The 25,615-nt window shown below is 62.5% G+C and carries 23 protein-coding genes, 1 tRNA gene and 1 pseudogene; 10 read left to right on the top strand and 15 right to left on the bottom strand.

Going from position 1 to position 25,615, the window contains the following annotated elements; all coding sequences use genetic code 11:
- Positions 1-392 precede the first annotated feature (392 nt).
- Genes U4012_RS11665 through U4012_RS11655 form a run of 3 tightly spaced genes read right to left on the bottom strand, consistent with a single transcriptional unit; the run spans position 393 to position 3,630 of the window.
- Positions 393-728: a DUF485 domain-containing protein gene (locus U4012_RS11665; RefSeq protein ID WP_185702594.1), complete on the bottom strand. Its 336-nt coding sequence runs from the start codon at positions 726-728 to the stop codon at positions 393-395.
- Between the two features lie 14 nt (positions 729-742).
- On the bottom strand, positions 743-2,422 hold the full coding sequence (locus tag U4012_RS11660; RefSeq protein ID WP_321798604.1) for a sodium:solute symporter family transporter: 1,680 nt from the start codon (positions 2,420-2,422) through the stop codon (positions 743-745).
- Between the two features lie 50 nt (positions 2,423-2,472).
- A complete protein-coding gene (locus U4012_RS11655) occupies positions 2,473-3,630 on the bottom strand; it encodes a M20 aminoacylase family protein (RefSeq protein ID WP_124485259.1) in 1,158 nt (385 codons plus the stop codon).
- A 233-nt stretch (positions 3,631-3,863) separates the two neighbouring features.
- Here U4012_RS11655 and U4012_RS11650 point away from each other — a divergent pair.
- From U4012_RS11650 to U4012_RS11635, 4 genes are all read left to right on the top strand, one after another.
- A tRNA-OTHER gene (locus U4012_RS11650) sits at positions 3,864-3,941 on the top strand.
- A 405-nt stretch (positions 3,942-4,346) separates the two neighbouring features.
- A complete protein-coding gene (locus U4012_RS11645; RefSeq protein ID WP_321798602.1) occupies positions 4,347-5,075 on the top strand; it encodes a winged helix-turn-helix domain-containing protein in 729 nt (242 codons plus the stop codon).
- Between the two features lie 283 nt (positions 5,076-5,358).
- Complete coding sequence (locus U4012_RS11640; RefSeq protein WP_321798600.1) at positions 5,359-5,742, top strand: cytochrome c; 384 nt, start codon at positions 5,359-5,361, stop codon at positions 5,740-5,742.
- A gap of 301 nt (positions 5,743-6,043) precedes the next feature.
- Positions 6,044-6,682, top strand: coding sequence for an SGNH/GDSL hydrolase family protein (locus tag U4012_RS11635; RefSeq protein ID WP_321798597.1), 639 nt, complete (start codon positions 6,044-6,046; stop codon positions 6,680-6,682).
- A 161-nt stretch (positions 6,683-6,843) separates the two neighbouring features.
- Here the strand turns inward: U4012_RS11635 and U4012_RS11630 are convergent, their stop codons facing one another.
- Entirely contained in the window at positions 6,844-7,209 is a 366-nt protein-coding gene (locus tag U4012_RS11630) for a nuclear transport factor 2 family protein (protein ID WP_321799026.1), read from the bottom strand.
- A gap of 126 nt (positions 7,210-7,335) precedes the next feature.
- Here U4012_RS11630 and U4012_RS11625 point away from each other — a divergent pair, with 126 nt between their 5' ends.
- Positions 7,336-8,214, top strand: coding sequence for a PhzF family phenazine biosynthesis protein (locus U4012_RS11625; protein ID WP_321798595.1), 879 nt, complete (start codon positions 7,336-7,338; stop codon positions 8,212-8,214).
- 251 nt (positions 8,215-8,465) lie between these two features.
- Here the strand turns inward: U4012_RS11625 and U4012_RS11620 are convergent, their stop codons facing one another.
- Positions 8,466-9,350, bottom strand: a complete 885-nt coding sequence (locus tag U4012_RS11620; protein ID WP_321798593.1) for a LysR family transcriptional regulator — start codon at positions 9,348-9,350, stop codon at positions 8,466-8,468.
- A gap of 77 nt (positions 9,351-9,427) precedes the next feature.
- On the opposite strand from U4012_RS11620, the gene U4012_RS11615 reads away from it, so the two are divergent.
- From U4012_RS11615 to U4012_RS11605, 3 genes are all read left to right on the top strand, one after another.
- The gene (locus U4012_RS11615; RefSeq protein WP_321798591.1) at positions 9,428-10,729 is read left to right on the top strand and encodes an aspartate aminotransferase family protein; all 1,302 of its coding nucleotides are present in this window, start codon (positions 9,428-9,430) and stop codon (positions 10,727-10,729) included.
- An 86-nt stretch (positions 10,730-10,815) separates the two neighbouring features.
- Positions 10,816-11,685, top strand: a complete 870-nt coding sequence (locus U4012_RS11610; RefSeq protein WP_321798589.1) for an AraC family transcriptional regulator — start codon at positions 10,816-10,818, stop codon at positions 11,683-11,685.
- A gap of 44 nt (positions 11,686-11,729) precedes the next feature.
- Positions 11,730-12,137, top strand: coding sequence for a DUF2000 domain-containing protein (locus U4012_RS11605; protein ID WP_082088634.1), 408 nt, complete (start codon positions 11,730-11,732; stop codon positions 12,135-12,137).
- Positions 12,138-12,273: 136 nt separating this feature from the next.
- Here U4012_RS11605 and U4012_RS11600 read toward each other — a convergent pair.
- From U4012_RS11600 to U4012_RS11590, 3 genes and pseudogenes are all read right to left on the bottom strand, one after another.
- Positions 12,274-13,077, bottom strand: a pseudogene (locus U4012_RS11600) (DMT family transporter); the annotation flags it as partial.
- A gap of 14 nt (positions 13,078-13,091) precedes the next feature.
- On the bottom strand, positions 13,092-14,078 hold the full coding sequence (locus tag U4012_RS11595; RefSeq protein ID WP_321798586.1) for a 2OG-Fe(II) oxygenase: 987 nt from the start codon (positions 14,076-14,078) through the stop codon (positions 13,092-13,094).
- 36 nt (positions 14,079-14,114) lie between these two features.
- Positions 14,115-15,095 (bottom strand): hypothetical protein, encoded by a 981-nt coding sequence (locus U4012_RS11590; RefSeq protein ID WP_044846851.1) that lies wholly within the window; start codon positions 15,093-15,095, stop codon positions 14,115-14,117.
- A 133-nt stretch (positions 15,096-15,228) separates the two neighbouring features.
- Between U4012_RS11590 and U4012_RS11585 the strand changes: the two genes are divergently transcribed.
- Positions 15,229-16,080, top strand: a complete 852-nt coding sequence (locus U4012_RS11585; RefSeq protein ID WP_124485249.1) for a LysR substrate-binding domain-containing protein — start codon at positions 15,229-15,231, stop codon at positions 16,078-16,080.
- Between the two features lie 185 nt (positions 16,081-16,265).
- Here U4012_RS11585 and U4012_RS11580 read toward each other — a convergent pair whose 3' ends face one another.
- From U4012_RS11580 to U4012_RS11560, 5 genes are all read right to left on the bottom strand, one after another.
- Positions 16,266-16,967, bottom strand: a complete 702-nt coding sequence (locus tag U4012_RS11580; protein WP_044846849.1) for an ABC transporter ATP-binding protein — start codon at positions 16,965-16,967, stop codon at positions 16,266-16,268.
- Entirely contained in the window at positions 16,967-17,740 is a 774-nt protein-coding gene (gene livG / locus U4012_RS11575; protein WP_321798582.1) for a high-affinity branched-chain amino acid ABC transporter ATP-binding protein LivG, read from the bottom strand. Before livG ends, U4012_RS11580 begins: the two co-directional genes overlap by 1 nt.
- The gene (locus U4012_RS11570) at positions 17,737-19,008 is read right to left on the bottom strand and encodes a high-affinity branched-chain amino acid ABC transporter permease LivM (RefSeq protein ID WP_044846847.1); all 1,272 of its coding nucleotides are present in this window, start codon (positions 19,006-19,008) and stop codon (positions 17,737-17,739) included. The genes livG and U4012_RS11570 overlap by 4 nt, the downstream gene beginning before the upstream one ends.
- A gap of 11 nt (positions 19,009-19,019) precedes the next feature.
- The gene (livH, locus tag U4012_RS11565; RefSeq protein WP_321798579.1) at positions 19,020-19,946 is read right to left on the bottom strand and encodes a high-affinity branched-chain amino acid ABC transporter permease LivH; all 927 of its coding nucleotides are present in this window, start codon (positions 19,944-19,946) and stop codon (positions 19,020-19,022) included.
- A gap of 185 nt (positions 19,947-20,131) precedes the next feature.
- Positions 20,132-21,250, bottom strand: a complete 1,119-nt coding sequence (locus tag U4012_RS11560) for a branched-chain amino acid ABC transporter substrate-binding protein (RefSeq protein WP_044846845.1) — start codon at positions 21,248-21,250, stop codon at positions 20,132-20,134.
- An 814-nt stretch (positions 21,251-22,064) separates the two neighbouring features.
- On the opposite strand from U4012_RS11560, the gene U4012_RS11555 reads away from it, so the two are divergent.
- Positions 22,065-22,682, top strand: a complete 618-nt coding sequence (locus U4012_RS11555; protein ID WP_321798574.1) for a hypothetical protein — start codon at positions 22,065-22,067, stop codon at positions 22,680-22,682.
- A gap of 90 nt (positions 22,683-22,772) precedes the next feature.
- Here the strand turns inward: U4012_RS11555 and U4012_RS11550 are convergent, their stop codons facing one another.
- Together U4012_RS11550 and U4012_RS11545 are read right to left on the bottom strand one after the other, a co-directional pair.
- Positions 22,773-22,991, bottom strand: a complete 219-nt coding sequence (locus tag U4012_RS11550) for a hypothetical protein (protein WP_321798571.1) — start codon at positions 22,989-22,991, stop codon at positions 22,773-22,775.
- A 1,024-nt stretch (positions 22,992-24,015) separates the two neighbouring features.
- On the bottom strand, positions 24,016-25,221 hold the full coding sequence (locus U4012_RS11545; protein ID WP_321798568.1) for a Shedu immune nuclease family protein: 1,206 nt from the start codon (positions 25,219-25,221) through the stop codon (positions 24,016-24,018).
- Positions 25,222-25,615: the final 394 nt, after the last annotated feature.

Genomic DNA, 25,615 nt, shown 5'->3' with positions numbered 1-25,615 from the left:
TATTCAGCTAAAAAATCACCATCCAATGAGATTCTCGTCGTCCGGCGATGCAAGATTTGCATGACCCTCCGATGACTGTGTGCGGAACACACGAGCGGGCGTTCCGATCATGTCGGTCACGACCGACATGGCCATCCTCGTCAAAAAAAAGCGCGTATCAGTTTCATGACTGACACGCGCACAAGGAGACACGGCTCTGATGTGGATTGCGCGAACGACGCGTTGTGACCTTGGACTACCGCGACGCACGACGATCCGGACATCCATTCGGCTCGACCGCAAGTCCCGGACAAATCGGCGTGGTTCCGACAGCGCGGCATATCGATTCGTACCGATCGCCATGCGACCGCGCAACGGGCTTCGTCATCGCGAGCCCGGGCGCGCCCGCCCGTTCATCGGGCAATCCGCCCGACGAGCGGGTCGATCCAGCGGCCGGCTATCCACACATACGCGCCCGTTGAGATCGCGCAGAACCAGTAAAGACCGATCCCGACGACGATCCCGACCGTCATCGGCGATTCGACCGGGAAGTGGCGTGTCAATACGGCCGGAGCGAACGCGACGGTCAGGATGAACGCAAAGTAGATGCCCAGCACGAGCACGCTCATGCCGATACTCAGGCGTGTGCGACGGCGGACCAGACGGGCCACGTCGCGCGTGCGTGCGTCGACGCTTGCGTTCGCATCGGTGCTGCGCGCGACGACTGCCGGGTGATTGACGTTCGACATGGTTGCTCCAGTGATCAGTGAGTTTGGGGAGCGCTGATGCCGATGCCGGTCGCGCTGCGGAACATCTGCGCATCGAATCCCGCACGCTCCGCCGCCGCACGAGCAGACGAGTCGGTAATCGATGCGAGCCATGCGACGCCGAACGCCAGCGTCATCGAGAACAGGGTCGGATTTGCGTACGGAAAGAGCGCACTGTCGTGCTTCAGGATGCCCACCCAGATCGTCGGCCCGGTCACAAGCAGCCCGACCGACGACACCAACCCGACTATCCCGCCAGCCAGTACGCCGCGCGTCGTCAATCCTCGCCAGAACATCGACAGCATCAGGATCGGGAAGTTGGTGCTCGCCGAAATGGAGAACGCGAGCCCGACCAGGAAGCTGATGTTCAGGTTTTGCACGAGATGCGACAGCAGCAGCGCAGCCGCGACCAGTACGAACGTGGCCCGGCGCGATACCGCCAGTTCGCGCGCCGGATCGGCTTGCCCCCGGCACAGGATGCGCTTGTACAGATCGTGACCGACCGCCGATGCGCCCGAAATCGTGAGCCCCGCGACGACCGCCAGGATCGTTGCGAACGCAACTGCTGACATGATGCCGAGGAACACGTCGCCGCCGAAGTAATGGCTCAGATGCATCGCCGTCATGTTTCCGCCGCCGATCAGCGTGTGCGTGACCGGATCCAGGAAAGCCGGATTGCGGAGCACGAATACGATCGCACCGGCGCCGATCACGACGACCGCGGTATAGAACCACGCAATGAGCGCGGTTGCGTAGAACGCCGATTGCCGGGCCGCGGCGCCGTCGCGTACGGTGAACAGGCGACTCAGGATATGCGGCAGGCCTACCATGCCGAAGATCAACGACATGCCGAGCGAAATCGCATCCACGGGGTTCGTGACGAGCCGGCTCGGCGCCAGCACGGCCGAGCCGGCCGGATGAGACTGCACCACCGTGGCGATCAGCCGACTGGCGCTGAAGCCGGTCGCCTGCAGCACCTTGAACGCCAGATACGTACCGATCGCGACCATCAGCACCGCCTTCACGATCTGCACCCACGTGGTGGCCAGCATCCCGCCGATCAGCACATACACGAGCACCAGCGCGCCAACCGCCAGCATCGCCACCATGTAAGGCACGCCGAACAGCAGCTGGATCAGCTTGCCGGCGCCGACCAGCTGGATGACGAGATAGAACAGCACGATCACCAGCGAATTCACGGCGGCCAGGCTCCGAACCGGACGCTCCGCGAGACGGAATGCGACGACATCGGCGAGAGTGAAGCGTCCGAGATTGCGTAGCGGTTCCGCGACGAGAAACAGCAGGATCGGCCAGCCGATCAGCGTGCCGACGCCGTAAATGATGGAGTCGTAGCCCGAGCCGGCCATCATGCCGACCGCACCGAGGAACGACGATGCGGACATGTAGTCGCCTGCGAGCGCGAATCCGTTCTGCAACGGCGTGACACTTCCGCCGGCCGTATAGAACTGCGAAACCGAGCGGTTGCGACGCGATGCCCAGTACGTGATGCCGAGCGTCAACGCAACGAATAGCAGAAACGGCGCAAGCGTATACCCGCTTGCGACGCGCTGCGCCGGTGCTTCGGCCGCGCATGCCGCGCCCGCTGCGGCCGCGGCGCACACGCCTGCCGACAGCGCGGCCATCGTCCGCCGGGCGCGAAACGTTGCATGTTCCATGGTGTTCTCCTCCGTTTTTTATGAATGCTTCGGTCGCGCGACGCTTTCCGTCAAACGCCGAGACGGCGACGCACGACTTCGTCGAAAATCGCGACGCCGATCGGTGCCACATCGTCGTTGAAGTCGTATTCGGGGTGATGGCACATGTGACCGCCCTGCCCGAGAAAGAAATAACAACCGGGCCGCGCCTCGAGAAAGCGCGCGACATCGTCACCCGCCATCAACGGTGCCACGTCGGTCAGCACGTTCGCGGCGCCGACCACGGTATCGGCAGCCGCCATGACACATCGCGCCGGAGCTTCCGCATTGATCGTGGCCGGCGTGCCGTGCGAAATGTCGAGATCGATCGCGCATCCGTGCGATAGCGCAACGCCGTCGCAGATCTCTCGCATGCGCCGATGCACGCGTTCGCGCGCCAGCGGCGACAGCGCGCGCGTGGTGCCTTGCAGCGACGCGCGATCGGGAATGACGTTCGCCGTCGCCCCCGCAACGAACTGGCAGATGCTCAGCACCGCGCTGTCGAGCGGATCGATCGCGCGGCTGACGACGGTCTGCAATGCAGTGACGAGCAACGCGCCGATGGCGATCGGATCGACGCTACGATGCGGCGTTCCGCCATGACTGCCGGTGCCGCGAATCTCGATCGAGAAAAAATCGACCGCGGCAAGCTGCGATCCGACGCGCACCCCGATCTTGCCCGGTTCGAGCTGCGGATGGTTGTGCAACCCGTAGATTTCGTCGAACGGGAAACGCGCGAGCAACTGATCGTCGAGCATCGCCTGACTGCCTTTGACGATTTCCTCGGCCGGCTGGAATACCAGCACGACCCGCCCCTTGAACTGGCGATGGCCGGCCAGCAGCTTCGCCGCGCCGAGCAGGATCGCGGTGTGTCCATCGTGACCGCAGCCATGAAACAGTCCGTGATGGACCGAACGATAAACCGGCCGGCCTTCCTCCTGGATCGGCAGCGCATCCATGTCGGCGCGCAACGCAATCGTGGGGCCCGGCCCGCCGTTACCGTCGATCACGCCCACCACGCCGGTGCGGCCGATTCCGGTATGCGTATCGATGCCGAACGAGCGCAGCAACTCCGCGACGAACGCTGCCGTGCCGGTTTCCTGAAACGCGATTTCCGGGCGACTGTGAATCTGTCGACGCCACGCTTTCATGTCCTCGGACAGTGCGGCGACAGGTGTACTGATCTGCATGGAACGATTCCTCGGGGATTGCTGCCGCGCGGCAAGCGCGACGTGGCTGAACGAACCTGTCGAACAAGGCTCGACGTTCGCCCGATTCTAGAAATCGCAAAATGTGCGGTCCAATGCAAAGTTTCGGCATTTCCTATGCAGAGAGCACATAGGCACGCGACGACACCGGCGGATTGGTCGGCCGCCATGCGCAGCGATCTCTGTGAGCGCAAATGCAGTCGCCAGATCAGATAGCCGCCGAATTGGTAGACACGCTACCTTGAGGGGTAGTGGCGAAAGCTGTGCGAGTTCGAGTCTCGCCGTCGGCACCAGAACACGGTTGCGCCGTGTTTCGGGCACGTTAAAAGAACCGCGACAGCGCAAGGCTTCGCGGTTCTTTTTATTGCATCGGCAAGCCGGGCCGATGCGTGGACCGGCGCGTCATCGAAGAACGAGACGCGGCTGGCGGCCGGCGTCGCGCCATCGATGCGCGAAACGGCGGCCCGGACACGTGATGCGCGCCCGCCAACACGGCGTCGCAGGCCGCGTCCGACGGCGATCCGGTTGAAATGCTCGAGTGAATGGAATAGCGCGTTGACTATAAGCGCGGGGCCTTCGACAATGCTTCGGCGCGTATCGAAGTATGGAAGTGTGCCGGACCGAACATCGGTTCGCGATACGAAAAAGACAATAAATGGAACCGGAGAGAAACAGTGAGTCAGCACAATATTTCAACCGTGGCCCACCCGATCGCGGAGCCCGTGCGTGCCGTGATCCTGATCACACTGACGGACGGTTGTGCCCGCTCGGCGAGCGCGCTTGCAGAAGTCGCCGGCGTCACCGCTCAAACGGCGAGTTCGCACCTCGCAAAACTGCTTGACGGCGGCCTCCTGAAAGTGGAAAGCAAGGGCCGGCACCGCTACTACAGTCTGGCCGGCCCGCACGTTCCCCGCGTGCTCGAGAGCCTCGCGTCCGTTGGCCCCGTCTCGCAGGCATGGCGCACGACGCCGAATCGTTCCGCGCGGGAATTGCGCTTTGCGCGCTGCTGCTACGACCATCTCGCCGGACAGATCGGCGTTGCCGTCACACAGCGCTTGCTCGAGCGCGGCTACCTCGTCGAGCACGGCGAATACGCGTACGAACTCACACCGAGCGGGCATTCGTGGCTGCAGCAACTCGGCCTCGACGTCGGCAGTCCCTTCGCCAATCAGGCAGGATACGCGCACCGGTGCCTCGACTGGACCGAGCGGCAATTTCATATTGCCGGCGCACTCGGCGCCCATTTGATGACTGCATTCTGTACGTGGGGATGGATGATCCGCGGTCATGAGACCCGCGTCGTCGCCGTGACGCCGGCCGGCTGGGACGCGCTGCGTGAACATTTCGGCATCGAGCGCGACGCCGAACTGGACGCGCAGGCGCAGCGTGGCGCGCCGCGCTTCGCCGAACGTCGCGAGACGGCCTGACCAGCAGGCCGCGGGGGCATCACGCAGGCGCGTCGGCCGCCTGCAACGCCGGTTGGCGGCGGTAGCGGCCGGCGGCTATCGGCTGCGGAGCAATTGCTGCTTTCGCTTGCGCGTGTCGGTGTCGATTTATCCAATCCGCAGTTCGAACAGGCAATCAACGATTGCGTAGCCAACCTCCAATCAGGCTGATCGGCCAATTTCCATGTACGGCCAAGAGCGACCATTCCACGATCACGCGTTTATACTCCCAGACACAGCAATCTGCGTGATACGACAAGGCCAAATGAAAACGAGAGAATTGTTGATCGCTTCGCTAGGAGCGTTGGTGTTGACTCAACCTTCACTATCCTTCTCGCAAAACATCAACGGGAAAAATCTCTATATACAAAGATGCGCGATGTGCCATGGCGCAGATATCAAGGGCACCGGACCATTGGCCAAGAAAAGCAATCCTGCCACGCCTGACCTCACAACTGCTGCGTTCAAAAAGCGACTCCGTGATTATCCAGGCGTCATTGTTTCATCGGTAATACTTCGTCCGAACGGGGACCTGATTCCGAGAACTTTGAGGGAGAACGGCGTAAAGCTTGCGCCGCACTCCTGGACCGTTCAGGATTTTCGCGATCTGAATAACTACATGAGTGACGTGATTTCCAAAAGCCGATGATTCCGTGTTGACCGTCTGACCGCGATGGGTCGGGTACTGTCGGATTCGGAAGCATCATCGGCAGAGCGCATTGCCGGCTCATCGTCGGGCCGGGTTCGGCCCAGACCGTGTCAGAACGTGCATGGGGCTACCGTTGTTCCTCTTCTGATCTGAACTGAAAATGTTGCCACTCTACAAGTTTGTCCTCGGCCCGATTCTGGTGATACAGGCACGCAGGCTAAGGCGAACGGCGCTACGCCTACCGGAGGCAGCAGGGCCTCGTTGCGGGAGTGAAGGCTCGCGAGAGGCCCTGCAACCGGCCTTGCGAATTCTGGTTGTCGGTGACTCGTCGGCGGCAGGAGTGGGGGTCGACGATCAGGTACAGGCATTAGCGCAACCGGTTGCCAAAATGCTGGCTATCAAACTGGGCAGGCCCGTTACATGGCAACTGGTGGCAAAGTCGGGTGTCAACACTGAAGAGTCTCTAGCGCTATTAAGGCAGAGCGAATTACAGCCGGCGGACTTTCTCGTGACCGCATTGGGTACTAACGATGTAACGTCGCAACGTTCGCCACGCCAGTTCCTGCAAGACTATCGGCGACTGGTTGAAGAAGTCCGCCGTCGCACCGGCGCATTTGGTCTGGTAGCAACAGGGCTACCGCCATTACGAATTCTGCCAGCGGCGCAGCACCCGCTGCGCTGGTACCTGGGCCGATATGCCGCGTCTCTGGACCGCACGCTGCGGCGGTGGATTAGCCAGGATGCTGCCGCGCGCTATGTATCACTTGATTGGGCAGCAAAGCCGCTCGAGATGGCCCGTGATCGATTTCACCCCGGGGCTGGGCAATATCGCTGTTGGGCTGAGCTCGTCAGCGAGCAGATCGTGGATTTACTGGTTAAGGATTCTGGGCCAGTGGTCGATCTGGGCATGTGCAACGTAAAGCTTGAACGTCCGCTGTAGAGGAAAGCGACTGGCTGAATCCGCCGTCGGCTACGGCCGACCGCGTCGGGCGGCAGCCGGCCAGGAGCGGACTTTCGAGGTAGGAGGCCAGTTGGTCGACAATCACCGCAAGCCATCGTGTCCAAGAGATCGCCAGCCGAGTGAGTGGAGCAGCAGCGGGCTCAAGAAGCGTAATTGGCGAACGCCTTTTGGACCAGACCCTCAGGTCCAAAGAAAAATACTTCCGCAGCGAGCCGTCCGTTAGCACCTCGATAGTGAATGACGATGCTTCCTACTCCAGCTAGCGTCGCTATGCTTTCAAAGCGAAGGTCGGGAACCATTTTCAGCGCCTTTTCCCAATAGACTCTAACGTTGTCCTTACCCTGAAGCATCCCATCGGGCTCGCCCATGATCTGTGCAATCAGCGGAGACGACATCTCGAACCCGTCCGAGTAATGCGAGAGAATGCGATCGAGGTCGTGCGAATTCCATGCTTCGATCCATTCTTGACCAAACGCTTGCGCGAATTCCCGTGTGATAGTTTTCATGGTTAATTTGAAGGGCCCGGTAGAATTGAAAAGAGGTTGAACGGCTTGCCTCGATGTATATTGCCGTTCATCAAGCAGGAATTTCAATAGGTTTGCGCAACTATGGTATCTGGAGCGGGAGCAGCCATGAAGGTACAGGTGCACATCGTGAATTCGCTGACGGATGGCGAAGCCGGGGGCAATCCGGCTGGCGTAGTGATTGACGCGGATGCGCTCGACACGGAACAAAAGTTGGCGGTCGCGCGGAAGGTCGGTTTGTCTGAAACGGCGTTCGTGTCGAAATCCAGTGTCGCGACAATCAAGCTGGAATTTTTCACGCCGACTCGCCAGATAGCACATTGCGGACATGCGACGATTGCTACCTTTTCACTTCTCAGGCAGCTTGGCCGGGTCAGTGACGGGAAGGCAACGAAGGAAACGGTTGACGGATGCAGGAATATTCTGGTAGACGGCCAATCTGTTCTGATGGAACAAGGCGCTCCGGCATATACATCGATCGAAGCACGGTCTGACCTGGCAAAAAAAATTGCGGAGTCGATAGGATTGAGAACGGCAGATATCTATCGCACTACAAGCCCGACGGTGATCAACACGGGAAACAGCTTTCTGATGATCGCATTGCCCGATGGTTGCTCGGTTGCCGAGGTTCAGCCCGACCATCAAGCGATTGCGTTGATTAGCGAGGAACTCGACCTGATCGGCTATTACCTGTTTTCTCGCGAGACGGTCATCCCCGGCCGGCATGCCGGGACACGCATGTTCGCACCAAGATTCGGCATTCCGGAAGAATCCGCGACTGGAACGGCCGCCGGCCCGCTGGCATGCTTCATTTATGAGCGCATGGGCGCCAGAGATCCCGAAATGATTATCGAACAGGGATGGATGATGCAACCTGCGTCTCCGAGCATCATCAAGATCATTCTCGACATCGAGGACGGAAAGGTTGCGCGGTTGATGGCCGGCGGAAGCGCGACCATCAAACAAAGTGTCCTAGTGGAAATTTGAGCCGGAAGGTCGGCGGATCCCGAACGATCAATCCGGATCGTTGTCTTTGAGCGTCCGCTGACGAGAAGGCGGAACGTCTCGTTAGGGTGGTGGATTCAACCGGTCCTGAAAAGATCGAGCGTAGGTCGTGGCGTAGCTTCGTGTGCCGATCCCTATCAGACAAGTCACAGGTACTGCTGCATCAGCATTCCCCCTCTCCATCAGAAAACGGCGCATCGCTCGACCGATCACCCACACGCCCTACCCCGCCCTCACAGCACCGGCAACACTGCCCGAATATGCTCCGCGAACGCCGCCGTCAGAAGCGACGGCCGCTTCCGGTCGAACCGCAGCGTAATGCCGACCGCCGGCAGCGGCGGCAATCCGCGATCGCCGGCGAGGATCGCGAGATCCGCGGGCACCGCCGTCTGCGTCATCACCGCAAACGCCTGCCCCGAGCGCACCAGCGCGGTCAGCCCCGCGAGGCTGCTGCTCGCATACGCGACGCGATAATCGCGGCCGGCGCGACGCAGCGCCTCACAGGCCGCAATATGATCGAGCGTATCGGGATCGGACAGCGCGAGCGGCAACGGATCGAACCGCGCCACATCGAGCCCCGGATAACCGATCCAGACCAGTTGCTCGCGGCGGATGAAGTCGCCGTCCGAACCATCGTCCGGCACGGACACCATCGCCAGATCGACCGCCCGCTTGTCGAGCTGTTCGAGCAGCCGCGGCGTCGGCCCGCACACGACTTCGACGATCGCCTGCGGATGCTGGCTCGAAAACTGCCGCAGCAGCGACGGCAGGAACACGCCCGCGTAATCGTCCGGACAGCCGAACCGGATCGTGCCCGACAACCCGGTGCCGCACAGATCGGCCATCGCCTCGTCGTGCTGCCGCAGGATGCGCTGAGCATGCACGAGCAGCCGCTCGCCGGGATGCGTGAGCAGCACGCCGCGCCCGGTGCGCTGGAACAGCGGCTGGTCGACGCTTTCCTCGAGCCGCCGCATCTGCTGGCTGAGCGCGGACTGCGTGCGGCCGACCCGCGCCGCCGCGCGGCTGAGCGAGCGCACCTCGGCGATGACGACGAACGAGCGCAGCAGGTCGATTTCGAGCGAACGTGCCAAGGTATTAGCTCCTTTTCTACCTTGCATAAGAACTATTCGTTTCCATAAAACCAGACCGGCGCCTAGACTGCAAGCGATCCTTGGCCCTTGTCCGGAGAAGCCCGATGTCCCTGAACGACGACGCAACCTTCTGGCACAACGCCAGGCAGCACCTGATCCGCTACGGCGGCACGTTCGAGCCGATGATCATCGAGCGCGCGCAAGGCAGCTTCGTCTACGACGCGGACGGCCGCGCGATCCTCGATTTCACGTCGGGCCAGATGAGCGCGGTGCTCGGGCACAGCCATCCGGAGATCGTCTCCGTCATCAACGAATACGCGGGCAAGCTCGATCACCTGTTCAGCGGGATGCTGTCGCGCCCCGTCGTCGACCTCGCGACGCGCCTCGCCGACCTCACGCCGCCCGGGCTCGATCGCGCGCTGCTGCTGAGCACCGGCGCGGAATCGAACGAAGCGGCGATCCGGATGGCGAAGCTCGTCACCGGCAAGTACGAGATCGTCGGCTTCGCGCAGTCGTGGCACGGGATGACGGGCGCGGCGGCATCCGCCACGTACAGCGCCGGCCGCAAGGGCGTCGGCCCGGCCGCCGTCGGTTCGTTCGCGATTCCGGCGCCGTTCACGTACCGGCCGCGCTTCGAGCGCAACGGCACCTACGACTATCTCGCCGAACTCGACTACGCATTCGACCTGATCGATCGCCAGTCGAGCGGCAACCTCGCCGCGTTCATCGCGGAGCCGATCCTCAGCTCGGGCGGCATCATCGAACTGCCGGAAGGCTACATGGCGGCGCTCAAGCGCAAATGCGAGGAGCGCGGGATGCTGCTGATCCTCGACGAAGCGCAAACCGGCGTCGGGCGCACCGGCACGATGTTCGCGTGCCAGCGCGACGGCGTGACACCCGACCTCCTCACGCTGTCGAAGACGCTTGGCGCGGGGCTGCCGCTCGCGGCGGTCGTCACGTCCGCGCGGATCGAGGAACGCGCGCACGAACTCGGCTACCTGTTCTACACGACGCACGTGTCGGACCCGCTGCCGGCCGCGGTCGGCCTGCGCGTGCTCGACGTGGTGCAGCGCGACGGCCTCGTCCAGCGGGCGAACGTGATGGGCGACCGGCTGCGGCGCGGGCTGCTCGACCTGATGGAGCGCTTCGACTGCATCGGCGACGTGCGCGGACGCGGCCTGCTGCTCGGCGTCGAGATCGTCAAGGACCGACAGACGAAGGAACCGGCGGATGGCCTTGGCGCGAAGATCACGCGCGAGTGCATGAACCTCGGGCTCAGCATGAACATCGTGCAGTTGCCGGGCATGGGCGGCGTGTTCCGGATCGCGCCGCCGCTGACGGTGAGCGAAGCGGAAATCGATCTCGGGCTGTCGCTGCTGGAACAGGCGATCGCACGCGTGCTGTAACGCCGCCGCCCGTCGCTGCCGCACGAAGCGCGTACGATCTGCGTACACTATCCGGCAGGCAACGACCACGGGCAGCGAGGCAAGCGATGGCGAGCGCGGCAAACGACAGCGGCACGAACGAACACTGGCTCGTCGCGCACCGCGATCCGGAAACGGGGATCGAAAGCCTGCGTGCGCATTTCAGCGGGCATGCGTACGATCCGCACGATCACGACGACATGCTGATCGGCTTCACGGAACAAGGCGTACAGCGTTTCCAGTGTCATCGGTCGCTGCATACGAGCGTGCCGGGCCGCGCGATCCTGATCGAGCCGGGCGCGCTGCACGACGGCCATGCGCCGGAAGCCGGCGGCTTCACCTACTCGATGCTGTACCTGCCGCAGGCGTGGGTCGAACGTGCGGCACGCCGAATCGATCTTCCCGGCCTGAGCGGCGTCGAAGCCGCGTTCGGCCATACGCTCGTCGACGATCGCCGCCTCGTCGACGCGATCCGCCACGCGTTTCTCGCGATCCACGGCAACGAAGGCAAGCTCGCGCGCGACCAGACGCTCGACCGTCTGCTCACGCGCCTCGGCGGTCAGTTGCGCGATTCGGTCGCGGCAAGCGCCGACACGAGCACGCGCACCGTGCCGCCGGCGATCGTGCGCGTGCGCGACCTGCTGCACGCGCATCTGGACGGCAACCTCGGCCTCGACGAACTCGCCGAGTTGGCCGGCACCGACCGCTTCCGGCTCACGCGGCAGTTCCAGCGCGCATACGGGACGTCGCCGCACGCGTACCTCGTTCGCCTGCGCCTGCGCGCGGCGCGCCGGCTGCTCGCGGCGGGCCGCACGCCGGCGCAGGCCGCCGCGGACGTCGGCTTCGCCGACCAGAGTCACCTCGGCCGCTGGTTCCGCCGCGCATACCGGATGACGCCGGCCGCCTATCGGCGGATGTGCACAAACGTTCCAGACTGATCGCGCCGGCTATCCGATCATGAGCGCTTCAACGAGGAGCACTCATGTTCGATACGAAAGTGGCATTGATCGTGCGCGACGATCTCGCGGCGTGGCAGAAACTCAACGTGGTCGCATTTCTCGCGACGGGCGTCGCGGCCGGCGCGCCGGAAGCGCTCGGCGAGCCTTACGAGGATGCGGCCGGGAATCGCTACGGCCGCATGTTCGGCCAGCCGATGCTGGTGTTCGCGGCCGATCTCGACGGCCTGCAGGCCGCGCATCGGCACGCGCTGTCGCGCGAAGTCAGGATCGTGCCGTACGTGCGCGCGATGTTCTCGACCGGGCACGACGCGGCCAATCGCGAAGCGTTTCGCGCCGGGGACGCGACGAATCTCGATCTGGTCGGCCTTGCATTGCACGGGCCGAAGAAGGCCGTGGATAAAGCCGTGAAGGGTCTGGCGTTGCACGCGTGAACCCGGCGTCCGGCTCGCTGCCGCGGGCCGCTTCCATGCCTGGCCGACGCGTCCGGCCGAACCGTTCGCCGTGCTTGCTGGCGAGCCACACGCCGAGCGCGACGACGACGATGCCGAGATAGGTCGTCACCGGAATCCGGTCGCCGAACATCCACGCGGCCCAGGTCAGCGTCACGGGCGGTTCGAGATAGACGAGCGTCGCCACGCGCGTCGCGGGCATGCGCTTGAGCAGCGCCCATAACGTCAGGTAAGCCATGAACGTCGAGAACACCGTCAGCCACACGACGGACAACCAGACGTTCGGCTGCGTCGGCACATGCAGATCGCCGGTGACGAGCCCGCATGCCGCGAACAGCACGAGGCTCACGCACCCCTGCACGAACAGCGGCAGAAACAACCCGTCCTCGTTGCTGCGCGCCGTCGTGAGCGCGCGCCGCCGCTGATAGATCGTCGCGATCGACAGCCCCAGCGCGGACACCAGCGGCAGCATGTACATGACGATGCCGACCGATTCGGTCGGCAGCGCGTATTGCCCGCCGATCACGATGCCGACGCCGATGAATCCGAGCACGAGCCCGGCCCACTGGCGCGCGCCGCTGCGCTCGCTGCCTTCGAACGTCGTCATCGCCGCCGTGATGAGCGGCTGCAACGCCGCGACGATCGCCGCGATGCCCGGCGGCAGCCCATGCTGGATCGCGACGTAGACGCAGGCCAGGTAGAGAAACTGCGACAGAAAGCCGATCACCGCGTGATAGCGGATCTTCTCCAGCGTCAGGCGCCCGAGCCGCCTGTTGAGGACGATCGCCAGACAGAGCGTGACGAGCAGAAAACGCCAGAACAGCAGGTTGAACGCACCGGCCGTCTCCGCGCCGAGCTTGGCGCCGATGAAGCCGGAACTCCACGACAACACGAAAACGAGCTGGATCAGGAAGAGCTGCATCGGAACGTCGCTCCTCAGAACGTGGCTGTGGATGTGCGCGCGTCGCCCAGGTCTTCGAACCGGATCGGTTCGAGACCGATGCGAAGGTACTGCATCGCGGCTTCGTCGCGGAGGCTGCGTTGCAGTGCAAGCCAGTTGACGACCGTGCGCGGGATGCCGTCGTCCGACGCGAGATGCCAGAAGCCGTTGTCGTCCTCGCGCGTGTACGGGCAATGAAACGACAGCACCAGCGACATGCGCCGCCCTGCCTCGACCGGTTCGACGCCGTGAAACAGCTTGCTGCCGTAGATCAGCAGCGCGTCGCCCGCCTGGCTCAAATCCGCCGTCTTCACATGCGCGCGTTCGCGATCGTGCCGATCGAACGTCTCGGCAGTCGATTCGTAGAACAGAAAGTTTCCACCCTCGTATTCGGATCGATCCGACAGCACGATGTTCAGCACGAAACTGGTGCCGTCGGTGTGCCACATGCCGACCTGCTCCTTGTCGTCGCGCTCGCGCGTCGGGTAGTAATAGTTGAACTGCGAGCGCGCATTGATCATCGGATACGGGATCAACGGCGCGCCGGCCAGACGCGACAGCCGCAGCAGGAACGCGCGGTCGTGCATCATCGCGTCGATGAAGCGCGAGCGGTTCGTCACCGCACGCACCCGCTTCGAGATGATCCAGTTGCTGTGCGACGCGCTGCGTTCCAGCGTGCGGCCGATCTCGCGCAATGCGTGAACCGCTTCGTCGGAGAACAACCCGCGCAGGCTGCACACCGCGTTGAGCGCGTTCGACCGCGTGCCGCGCATCGGCACGTCGCGATAGCCGAGATCGTCGAGGTTGCGGCGATACCGCACCTGATAGCCGTCGCGCAGGAAGCTGCTCGTCCAGCGCATCCGTTCCGCAACGGTAACCGTGTCGTCCACGACATTCGCGTCGCCGGCCAGCGAGGTCCGCAGCGCAAGCCTCACCCGATCGAACCCGCGCGCAAACACCGGCAGTGCATTTCCCTTGTTCATCGCGTGCCTCGCTCTCGTCGTTGCGGCCCCGGGGCGCTAGCCCTTGAACTGCGCAATCTGGTACACGACGCTGCCGTCCCCGCTGCGCAGCTCGTCGATCACCCGGCAGTTGCCGTGACTGCTGCGCACGTGGCGGAATTGCTCGGGCGTGTATTTCAGGCAGACGTTGGTGATCAGATGCCCGTGGACGCCCGCCTTCGACACAGGCTGCAGCGTAACCGCGACGTGGAACTGATCGCCCAGCAGGTTCAGCCGGACGATCGACACGTCATGCTCGCCGTGCGGCTCGAAGCCCTGCTGCCGGCTGACGACTTCGGAGAACCGCACCATGTTCTCGTTGCGGTAGAAGTCGTAGATGTGCGCTTCGCGGCCTTCCACGAACAGCTGCATCTCCGACACCACGTAGGTCGACTTGCCGCCGAGATTGCGGATCAGCCGGCCGATCGTCACCGGCAACTCGTTGCCTTCCTGGAACCCGAGCATCGTGATGAAGGTCATGTCCTGGCCCAGATCGATGTGGTTCCACTGCACGTTCCGGTAATCGTCGGCGATGTAGTTGAAACAGCCGGGCGTCTTCAGGAACGGCATGATCGCGTCGCGCATCGCGTGTTCCGACGACTCGTTGATGTCGACCGCCGTGTAGCGCAGATGATCCGGCCCGCCGCCGCTGACGCCCTTCATCAGTTCGGTCGTCTTGACCGGCTCGGGCCCGAGTTCGATGTAGTGAACATGGCGGCCGCGCGACAACGTGGCGAGACGCTCGCTCAACGCACCGATCGCTTCCCGCAACGATCCTTTTCCATTGCGATCCGCACATAATGCAGGACTCCGAACCCCCAATTCGTTCAGGTTCCGCATCAAGGAGAAGACTTCACGCCCCGCCTCGCGTTGCCGCGCGGCATCGTCCGTGCGCTGCAACGTCGAATACTTCTCGTGATTCTCGACCGTCCATACCGACTCCGCCTTCAGCTTCCTGTCCCGCACCAATGCATCCACTACAAAATCATTGATAGACATGAATCGTTCCCCGGGATACGTGTCACGCTCGATCGAATGCCTGCCGTCGTCCGCCTGTTGACCCGAGGATAGGGAGGCGCAATAATTCCGTCAATCGACATTACCTGAATCACTGATTCGGAAAATCAAAATCATGCCGCGCACCCTGGACGTCGACCTGCTGCGTACCTTCCACGCCGTCGCGAAGCTCGGCCGCTTCAAGGACGCGGCCGCGTATGTGAATCGCAGCCCGTCGTCGGTCACGGCACAGATCCAGAAGCTCGAGGAGATGGTCGCGCAGCGGCTGTTTACGCGAAACAACCAGGCCGTCGAGCTCACGCAGTTCGGGCACAAGCTGCTCGGCGACACCACCGAGTTCCTGTCGAGCCACGACCGCCTGGTCGAATCGCTGTCGCCGCAGATCCTGACCGGCAAGTTGCGGCTCGGCATCCCCGATTCGTATGCCGCGCATTTCATGGCGGAATTCCTGCCGCGCTTCGCCGCCGACCGGCCGTTGCTCGAACTGACCGTCGAAGCGCGCTCCAGCGAGGAACTGCAGCAGCTGTTTTCCCGCGGCCAGCTCGACATCACGATTGCCGTCGTGCCGAAAGCGCTGCCGCACGCGGAACTGCTCAGCAAGACCCATCCGGTGTGGGTCGCCGCGCGCACCTTCAAGTTCAATCCCGACGCGCCGCTGCCGATCGCCGTGCAGCTGCAGGGATGTCCGTACCGCGACACAGCGCTGAACGCGCTGAAGAAGGCGAAGATCGCGCACCGGATGCTGCTCGAGAGCGCGAGCTCGCCGGCGGTCGAAGCGTGCATCGCGAATGGCCTCGCGGTCGGCATCATCGAGCACGACCGCGTGTCCGGCAACCTGACGAGCAACGTCGCGGGGATCGCGCTGCCCGATCTGCCGCCGCACCTGATCACGATTCTCACGGACGACAGCAATCGCGCCGCGCTGCATTTGCGCGACGTGCTGAAAAGCACGTTCAGGATCAGCTAGGGTAGAAGAGTCATCAGCAGGTCGAGGCCGAACCGCTGCTGATAGAGGTGTTTCGCGTCGTCGTAGTGATTTTGCGTCGATCCGAGTGCTTCGCCAGGTGTAGTCGAAATTGCTACGATCGAAGCAGAATCGGCTACACCATTCCCGTAGACCGCCGGCCCGTTGCAGGCCGGCGGCTTTCTCCATCAACCGCCGAGATACGCCTGCTTGATCCGGTCGTTCGCGAGCAGGTTCGCGCCCGTGTCGGCGAGCACCACGCGCCCCGTTTCGAGCACATAGCCGCGATCGGCCACACCCAGCGCCTTGTTCGCGTTCTGCTCGACGAGGAACACCGTGACACCCTCGTCACGAATCGTCCGGATGATGTCGAAGATCTGCGCGATCACGAGCGGTGCGAGGCCGAGCGTCGGCTCGTCGAGCAGCAGCAGGCGCGGCTTGCTCATCAGCGCGCGGCCGATCGCCAGCATCTGCTGCTCGCCGCCCGACATCGTGCCGGCCCGCTGCGCCGCGCGTTCCTTCAGGCGCGGAAACAGCTTGAACACGTGCTCGATACCGTCGTCGATTTCATGACGGCTCGCGAAGAAGCCACCCATCTTCAGGTTCTCGAGCACAGTCAGGCTCGGGAACACGCGCCGCCCTTCCGGCGAGATCGCCATCCCCTGCCGCATGATCTGGTGCGTCGACATCGCGGTGATGTCGTTGCCCTCGAACAGCACGCGGCCCGACGACGCGCGCGGCGTGCCGCACACGGTCATCATCAGCGTCGTCTTGCCGGCGCCGTTGCTGCCGATCAGCGTGACGATCTCGCCCTTCTTCACCTCGATCGACACGCCCGCGAGCGCCTCGACCGCGCCATAGTGCGTATGGACCTGTTCCAGCTTCAGCATCACTCTTCCCCCAGATACGCCTTGATCACGCGCGGGTCGTTGCGGACCGCTTCCGGCGTGCCGATCACGATCGGCCGGCCGTGCTCCATCACGAGGATGCGGTCCGACACGCCCATCACGAGGCTCATGTCGTGCTCGATCAGCAGCACCGATACGCCGAACTCGTGGCGCAGCTTGTCGATCAGGTGCTGCAGCTCGATCTTTTCCTGCGGGTTGAGACCGGCCGCCGGTTCGTCCAGCATCAACAGGCGCGGCTCGGTGATCATGCAGCGCGCGATCTCCAGGCGCCGCTGGTGCCCGTACGACAGCGTGCCCGCCTGCCGGTTGGCGACCGACTTCAGCCCCATCCGGTCGAGCCACACGGCCGCGCGTTCGAGCGCTTCCTTCTCGGCGCGACGATACGCGGGCGTCGAGAACAGGCCCGGCAACAGCCCCGACTTCACCTTGCGGTGCTGCGCGACGAGCAGGTTCTCGACGACCGTCAGCGACTTGAACAGGCGGATGTTCTGGAACGTGCGCACGAGGCCCTTCAACGCGATCTGGTGGCTCGGCAGCCCGGCGATCGCGTGGCCGTCGAGCACGACGTCGCCGCCGGTCGGCTTGTAGAAGCCGCCGACGCAGTTGAACACCGTGGTCTTGCCCGCACCGTTCGGCCCGATGATCGCGAACACCTCGTTGCAGCGCACGTCGAAATCGATGCCGTCCACCGCGAGCAACCCGCCGAAGCGCATCTGCAGCCCGGCGACCTTCAACAGTTCTGCGTTCGCGCTCATTGCGGCAGCTCCACGTGGGGACGGCTCGCGGGCAGCAGGCCCTGCGGACGCCACATCATCATCAACACCATCACCAGGCCGAAGATCAGCATCCGGTACTCGGCGAAGCCGCGCGCGACTTCCGGCAGCACGGTCAGCAGGATCGCCGCGAGGATCACGCCGAGCTGCGAGCCCATCCCGCCGAGCACGACGATCGCGAGGATCAGCGCCGACTCGATGAAGGTGAACGATTCAGGATTCACGAGGCCCTGACGCGCCGCGAAGAACGCGCCGCCGATGCCCGCGAACGCCGCGCCGAGCGTGAACGCCGACAGCTTGATGCGCGTCGGGTTGAGACCCAGCGAACGGCAGGCGATCTCGTCGTCGCGCAGCGCTTCCCACGCGCGGCCCATCGGCATGCGAATCAGGCGGCTCGTCACGAACAGCGTGAAGCCGACCAGCACCAGCGCGATCAGGTACAGGAAGATCACCATGTGCTCGCCGCTGTATTCCAGCCCGATCAGTTCATGGAACGTCTTCGCGCCTTCGACGCTCGCCGAGCGCGCCATCTCGAAGCCGAACACCGTCGGTTTCGGAATGCTCGAGATGCCGTCCGGGCCGCCCGTGAGGCTCGTCAGGTTGTTCGCGAGCAGGCGGATGATTTCGCCGAAGCCGAGCGTGACGATCGCGAGATAGTCGCCGCGCAGGCGCAGCACCGGGAAGCCGAGCAGGAAGCCGAACGTCGCCGCGGCGATCGCCGCGATCGGCAGGCACTCCCAGAACGACAGCCCGAAATACTGGTTCAGCATCGCGTACGTATAGCCGCCGACCGCGTAGAACCCGACATAGCCGAGATCCAGCAGCCCCGCGAAACCGACCACGATGTTCAGCCCGAGGCCGAGGATCACGTAGATCAGCGCGAGCGTCGCGACGTCCACTGCACCGCGCGAACCGAAGAACGGCCACACGAGGCCGACCGCGAGCAGCACCCAGATGATCGCGCGCTGCTGCTGCGCGCCCATCGCGGGCATCGCCGGCAGCTTCACCGCCGATTTCGCGCGCACGAGCCACGGCTTGAACAACTGGAACAGGAACACGGCCGCGACCGCGATCCACACCGGACGCCAGTGCGGCGTGAGCACCACCTGATAGCCGTCGAGCTTCAGCTGCAGGCCGAGCACTGGAATCGTGAGGATCGCCGTCAGCAGTGCGGCGGCCGCGGCATTCTTCAGCGCCTGGCCGACCGACGCGTCGGCGGCCGGGCGGCGAACGGAAATGACTTGACTCATCTGCGTCTCCCTCAGACCTTTTCGATGTCCGACTTGCCGAGCAGGCCGGTCGGGCGGAAGAGCAGGATCAGCACAAGCAGGCCGAACGCGACCACGTCCTTGTACTCGGCCGGCATGTAGCCTGCGGCGAAGGTTTCGGCGAGGCCCAGCAGCACGCCGCCGAGCATCGCGCCCGGGATGCTGCCGATCCCGCCCAGCACCGCGGCGGTGAACGCCTTGATGCCCGCGACGAAGCCGATGTACGGGTTCAGCTTGCCGATCGTCAGCCCGATCAGCACGCCGCCGACGGCCGCCAGCATCGCGCCGAGCACGAACGTGAACGAGATCACGCGGTTCGTGTCGATGCCGAGCAGGTTCGCCATCTTCATGTCTTCGGCGCACGCGCGGCACGCACGGCCCATCCGCGAATGCGAGATGAACAGCGTGAGCGCGATCATCAGCACGATCGTCACGCAGACGATCAGCAGACGCGCATACGGAATCGTCACGTCGTAGTCGCCGCCGAGATGGATGTCGAATGCGCCGGAGATCAGCACCGGCACGGACACGTCGCGCGCGCCCTGGCCGATCTGCACGTAGTTCTGCAGGAAGATCGACATGCCGATCGCAGAGATCAGCGGCACGAGGCGCGGACCGCCGCGCAGCGGGCGATACGCGACACGCTCGACCGCGAAGCCGTACAGGCCGGTGACGAGCACCGACACGATCAGCGCGGCGCCGAGCACGAGCGGCAGCGGATAGCCGGCGGAGATGCCGATGGCGGTGAGGGTCACGAGGCCCACGTATGCGCCGATCATGTAGATCTCGCCGTGGGCGAAGTTGATCATGCCGATGATGCCGTAGACCATCGAGTAGCCGATGGCGATCAGCGCATAGATCGCACCCAGCGTCAGGCCGTTGACCAGCTGCTGGGCGAATTGAGGAAAGAAGTCAGTCATGTGCGGGAAGCTCCCGTTGGCGCTGGGTCGCGTGCCGTCGCCGGATCACGGCGTTCGGCCGCGCGCAACGCACGGTGTCGTCTCGGGCCGCCCGTCGGCCGCGCAATGCGGTCATGCGCGGCGCGAATGCACACCCGCCCCGTCCGGGTCTCGGACAGGGCGGGCGTGCGGGCGGGTACGCCGGATTACTTGGCGGCGGTCTTCGTCGCGTCCTTGTGCCACGTGTAGACGACGAACTTGAACGCCTTCAGGTCGCCCTGGGCGTCATACGCGACCTTGCCGATCGGCGTGTCGAACGTCGTCTTGTGCATGTACGCGGCGACCTTCGTCGGGTCGGTCGTCTTCGCGCCGGCGATCGCGTCGGCGATGATCTTCACCGCTGCGTACGACGGCATCTGGAACGGGCCGTTCGGGTCGCGCTTCTTGTCCGCGAACGCCTTCACGAGCGCCGCGTTGGCCGGATCGGCCGAGAAGTCGGCCGGCAGCGTGACGAGCATGCCTTCCGAAGCCGGGCCGGCGATCGCCGTCACGTCCTTGTTGCCCACGCCTTCAGGGCCCATGAACGTCGCCTTCACGCCCTGCTCGCGCGCCTGGCGCATCAGCAGGCCCATTTCCGGGTGGTAGCCGCCGAAGTAGACGAAGTCGACGCCTTGCGACTTCAGCTTCGTGATGATCGCCGAGTAGTCCGAATCGCCGGCGTTGATGCCTTCGAACAGCACGACCGGGATCTTCGCGCCTTCGAGGTCCTTCTTCACCGACGACGCGATGCCCTGGCCGTACGACTGCTTGTCGTGCAGGATCGCGACCTTCTTCGGCTTCACGTTGTTGATGATGTAGTGCGCGGCGGCCGGGCCTTGCTGGTCGTCACGGCCGATCGTGCGGAAGATGAAGTGGCGCTTCTTGCCTTCCGTCAGCTGCGGCGCGGTGGCCGACGGCGTGACCATCACGATGCCTTCGTTCTCGTAGATGTCGGAGGCGGGGATCGTCGAACCCGAGCACACGTGGCCGATCACGTACTTGATCTTCTGGCTGACGATCTTGTTGGCGACGGCGACGGCCTGCTTCGGTTCGCATGCGTCGTCCATCTGCACGACTTCGAACTTGTTGCCGCCCGCGCCGCCTGCCGCGTTGATCTGTTCGATCGCGGTCAGCGCGCCGGCCTTCACCATGTCGCCGTATTGGGCGACCGAGCCGCTCATCGGACCAGCGATGGCGATCTTCACGGTTTCCGCTTGCGCGGCGGCGGCGCCGGCGGCGAACAGCACGGCGGCGACGGAAATGGACGTAAGACGGGACAGCGTCATCTGGGAGCTCCTCGATGTTGTTTAGTCATACGGGCAAAGGCGGCATGACTTGCGCAATCGAACAGCACCCGGGGCGAGGACATGGGACACGCCCGAGACACATGAAGACGGACCTGCGGATAAATGTTGCGTAGCGGGGCCCGGCTCTTGCAGTCCCCCAAGGGGGACGTCTGGTTCGGAAAGACATCGTGATGCGTCTTGCATTGCGCAAGCGTTTCGCCTGCCCCGCTTGCCAACTGCTTGTTCGGAGGGATGGTCCGACAGCCGTTGGCAAGGCAGTCGAAATTATATGGGGGTTTTTAAATCGTCTGTCAAAAATGCCGCTTCTATGAGGGAAAACACGGAGAAACTGGGCGGGGGTGAGGTGGCGATTTGGGAGCAACTCGGATGGGTGGAGAACGTTTGCGGTGGGTGCAATTGGGTTGCGATTTTGGGTGGGGTTGTGGGGTTGTGCCTTGATGGGTGGGGCTTTGCGGCGATTTGTGGTTGTGGATCGTGCGATTTTGTTGTTTATTAGGGTCGAGCTTTTTAAATCAATCGACTGAGGATTACGTCGGCGCGTACCAACGCGGGGCGGCGCGTTGGATCGGTCAATCCTTCCATATGCTGACGTTTACGGGGTTAACGAAAGCTCGTTGTTATTTTTGTGAAATAATGCGAACTCGCCTCTGCAATCCAGCCAGCCTCCCCCGCGAACCGCACCCGACGCGCTTCGCCGTCGCGTCAGGGCCGCTTCAACGCCCGTCCGTCGTTCAGTCTCGCCAGCCAGTGATCTGCCGTTTTTTCAATGCACATCACCTGCTTCGGATCGCATATGAATCATCCCTTCCGCCTTTCTTCCGCTGCCGCGCTTGCTTGTGCGCTTTCTGTTTCTACCGTCGACGCCTCGGGCCGCGATTCGCTGGTCGATCGCTCGGGCGGTGCCAACGTGTTTCGTTCGGAACATCAGGCCGTGGCTCGCGACGATGGGCGCTCGGCTCGCGCAACCCGGCGCGTAAAGTACGCCGCGCCGGCTGAACGCAGCCCGTTCGATACGCCTGATACGCGGCCGGTGCGTGTGTCAGGCGATAAGCTCGAATCACACACTCCGTCCGTACACGAATCCGATTTCGTATTGCCCGCGAATCGCGTTGCGCTCGGCGCCGGCGGGCGCGACAGCCTCGGGCGCGCTTTGCCCGGATACGAACAGCGCGCGCAGAACTGGAACGAATACCTGCGGGCGAATGGATCGCGACCTGTCGGTGGCGGCGGCTCGTATGCGCCGACGCGGACTTACGATGCCGCGCACGGGCCGCACGGTACGCCGAATCCGTTTGATCCGTCAGTGCCGCAACCGGAGACACGGACGTTCTATGACAATGGAGCCGGTACGCATTGCACGGCTACAGGTGGCGCCGGAACGTCGCGGTCGTCGTGCAATATCGCCTGGTGATGCATTGGAGCGGCTGATAGCGGCTACCCTGCGTTGCCTGGCGCGCTGCGCGACGTCGCGCAGCGCGGCCGCGTCTTGCGGCGTTGCCTTTTACAGTTTCGTGATGATCAGCCTGCCAGGCTCAATATCGATTCGCGCCTTCTGGCCGGGTACAAAACACGCATCTTCAATCAGCCACATTCCACCAATCTTCATGTAGGGGTAGAACTTCTCCGGCTTGATGTCGGTTTTCGGGGTACCCCACATTTCCTGGATCGTGACGAAACGTTCCGTCTTCGGTGGTCGTGCTTTATGATTCGGATTAGCCATGGGCAACTCCTTGAAAGTTGGCTTTGGTTAGCGGGTCGTGAGTGTTGGTAGCACTTGCGGCCCGCGCTCGTTTACTGCTGCGTTTTTTGTGGTTGAGATTCCTCCTTTGTTTTTGCCCCGATGAAAACAATGTTTCGATAGGGCCTAGCGGTTATGTTGTGTCCATTCGCGCGCGCGATGCACGCGCGATCATCATTGGACATTGCCTATTAGACCATCGCTGACGCCCAATATTTGCGGCTTGCGCGAACGTTAGCCGTTAGGCATAGGTACGCAACTTCGCTCGCGTGCGCCGCGCCATCGCATGCGCAGATGCGGAAGGAAAAGCTAATCGACGCGGCCGTCGATCGGCCTCGGGACGCGATCATTCGAAACAGTTCGAATGAATTGGCTTCACTCGCGGCAAGAGCACAGTTCGATACAGAAGCGACTGCTGCTCCGTCTCTTCCGACTTCCCGACGTAAAGAAGTTGCTCACTGGAAACGTTCGTTTTCTACAGCTTCCACCGGCTGAATCCACCACCCCTTCCTGTCATTCGAACTCTTGGTTAGCTAATGGCGGCCTCCCAGTCGCTTCGGACATCGGTTAAGAGAGGCTACTCCATTGCCGAGACTCTGAAAGCTTTTTCGCGGCTCCGAGACGCCAGAAGACTACTTGCTTGAAGGGAGCCCGTCTCGAATCGACTTGGCAATTTGGGATGCAGTTGGCCACATCAGGGGGCACCATGAGCGCGAGCGCCTCGATCTTCAGTGTAAGTCGTGCCTCGAGATTATCGCTGGCCTCGCGTCGACGCTCCAAGTCTCGACTCAATACGGTAGCGACTGGCGGGATGGGATAGCCCCGGAATCCGAATCAGCGGACAAGGTGGCGAGCCTGCGGCAAAGCTCAAGAAGCTCGACGATAAGCGCCATGCGCTGGATGTGCTGCGCACGGTGCCACTCAACGCCCTAGACAAAGTTGGCGGCGAATGTATCGCCGCGCAAATAAATGGCTAAATCCAGCTCCAAGCGTCAGCGACCCGCAGTCAGGACCCATCTTCCGTACCAGGTTGGGACGTTTCGCCCGATGTACGCCCATCCTCGGATCGAACGATGAAGCTGCACCGTTCGAACAGCTCGTCAAAAGTCAGTATGTCAATAGACGTCATGCTGTTCCGGTAAAGCTCGAACGATCGAAGCTTATCCTTATTCACGCCCTGCTCGGTGTTGAATTCACCGAGGGAGCCCACGACGATGAAGGATCGTGGCTTGAAATTGAACACCTCTTCGCCCGTGGGATCGCCATGTGCATCCGTGGGGCGGATGTATTCGCTCAGGCTCCTCATCGCGGAGGCCACGGTGGCTTGGACCTGCGCAACGGCGCCGGACAGTTCCTTCGACGGAGCCCAACATCCGGGCCGATAGGGTGTGGAATCGAGCAACTTTGTGGTATGGGTCTTGATCTCTACGAAACAGAGCGAACTGACAATGCCTCTCGTCTTCATCAGGCCATCGGCCCGCTTTCCGTAGTTGATCAGGTCATGCCCTTCAACGACCTGTTCCAGCTTCCGATTGTCGAACCCTGTGACAAAGAAGTAGCTAAGGCCATAGCCGAATATCCACCGATTCCGTTCAAAGAACGCTTGCCATAAGGCTTCGTCTCCTTTCAAACCTTTGGCCGACTTCACATGGTCGAAGTAGGCCGGCTCGCCAAGTAACCTCTCGAATATAGCGACTTGCCGCTTGCGATAGCCAAGAGCGACAACATCTTCTTTCGTAATCTCCTGGCGGATGACCTCAGAGAAGACGTCCTGGTTATCGTGAATCAGGCTGACTGCTTGCTCCCTCGATAAGACAAGACGTCTAAGTTCTGCGTCGGTGATATTAATCTTATCCTGGGACGGAAACTCGATCGACGCGATATTCTCAAAGAATGTTAGCAGCTTCTGAATCTCTTCCCCGACAAATGAGAAATGCGTTTTATGCGGCACACCTGTCTGGCCATTGAAGGCCTGAATGGTCACGACACGCAACTCTCTTGTCGATTCCAGAAACTTGGCGATGATCTCAGTGCGACCTCTTTCCGTGCGCCGCAGCACCACCTCCTTCTTCACTGTCGCATAGTGAAGTCCGTCTGAGTCGATCACCTTTGAGGCCAGCCGCACCGCCTCATGCGCGTCCACGTAAACCCGTGGACTAATATATGTCTTATCGGACAACTTGTTCCGATGAATTTTTTCTTCGTTAGCCATTACGCCTCCAAGGCTCTATTATTGCAGATTCGGATCTGTGCAACTGGCAACGGACAGGCCGGTAAAAACATCCGGAGCAGCGAAGCAGCGGTCGACATCATTGTACTGACTTGACGCTCGACTTCTTCTGGAGAAACGCGAGCGGCGCGCGCATGTGTGGCGATGGAGGCCGAAGTTTGATGTCGCTGACGCGGATGAGCGGGCATTTGCCAGTGTAAAATCATGGGAACTGTCGACCGCTAATGGATGATCGGACGTGCATACGGCAGAGTTGATTGTTCGAACAAAGCGTTTACCCGAGCGGCAATGCCGCGAAATAAGCATTCAATTTTAATTTGCAACTCCGAGCAGATATAGTTTACGTTATACAAAAATATAATTTATTAATTATATG

The organism is Burkholderia sp. BCC1988 (assembly GCF_905339895.1).
Taxonomy (GTDB): Bacteria; Pseudomonadota; Gammaproteobacteria; order Burkholderiales; family Burkholderiaceae; genus Burkholderia.
Note: the sequence above shows the minus strand (reverse complement) of the source record. Positions and strands in the feature narration are given on the sequence as shown.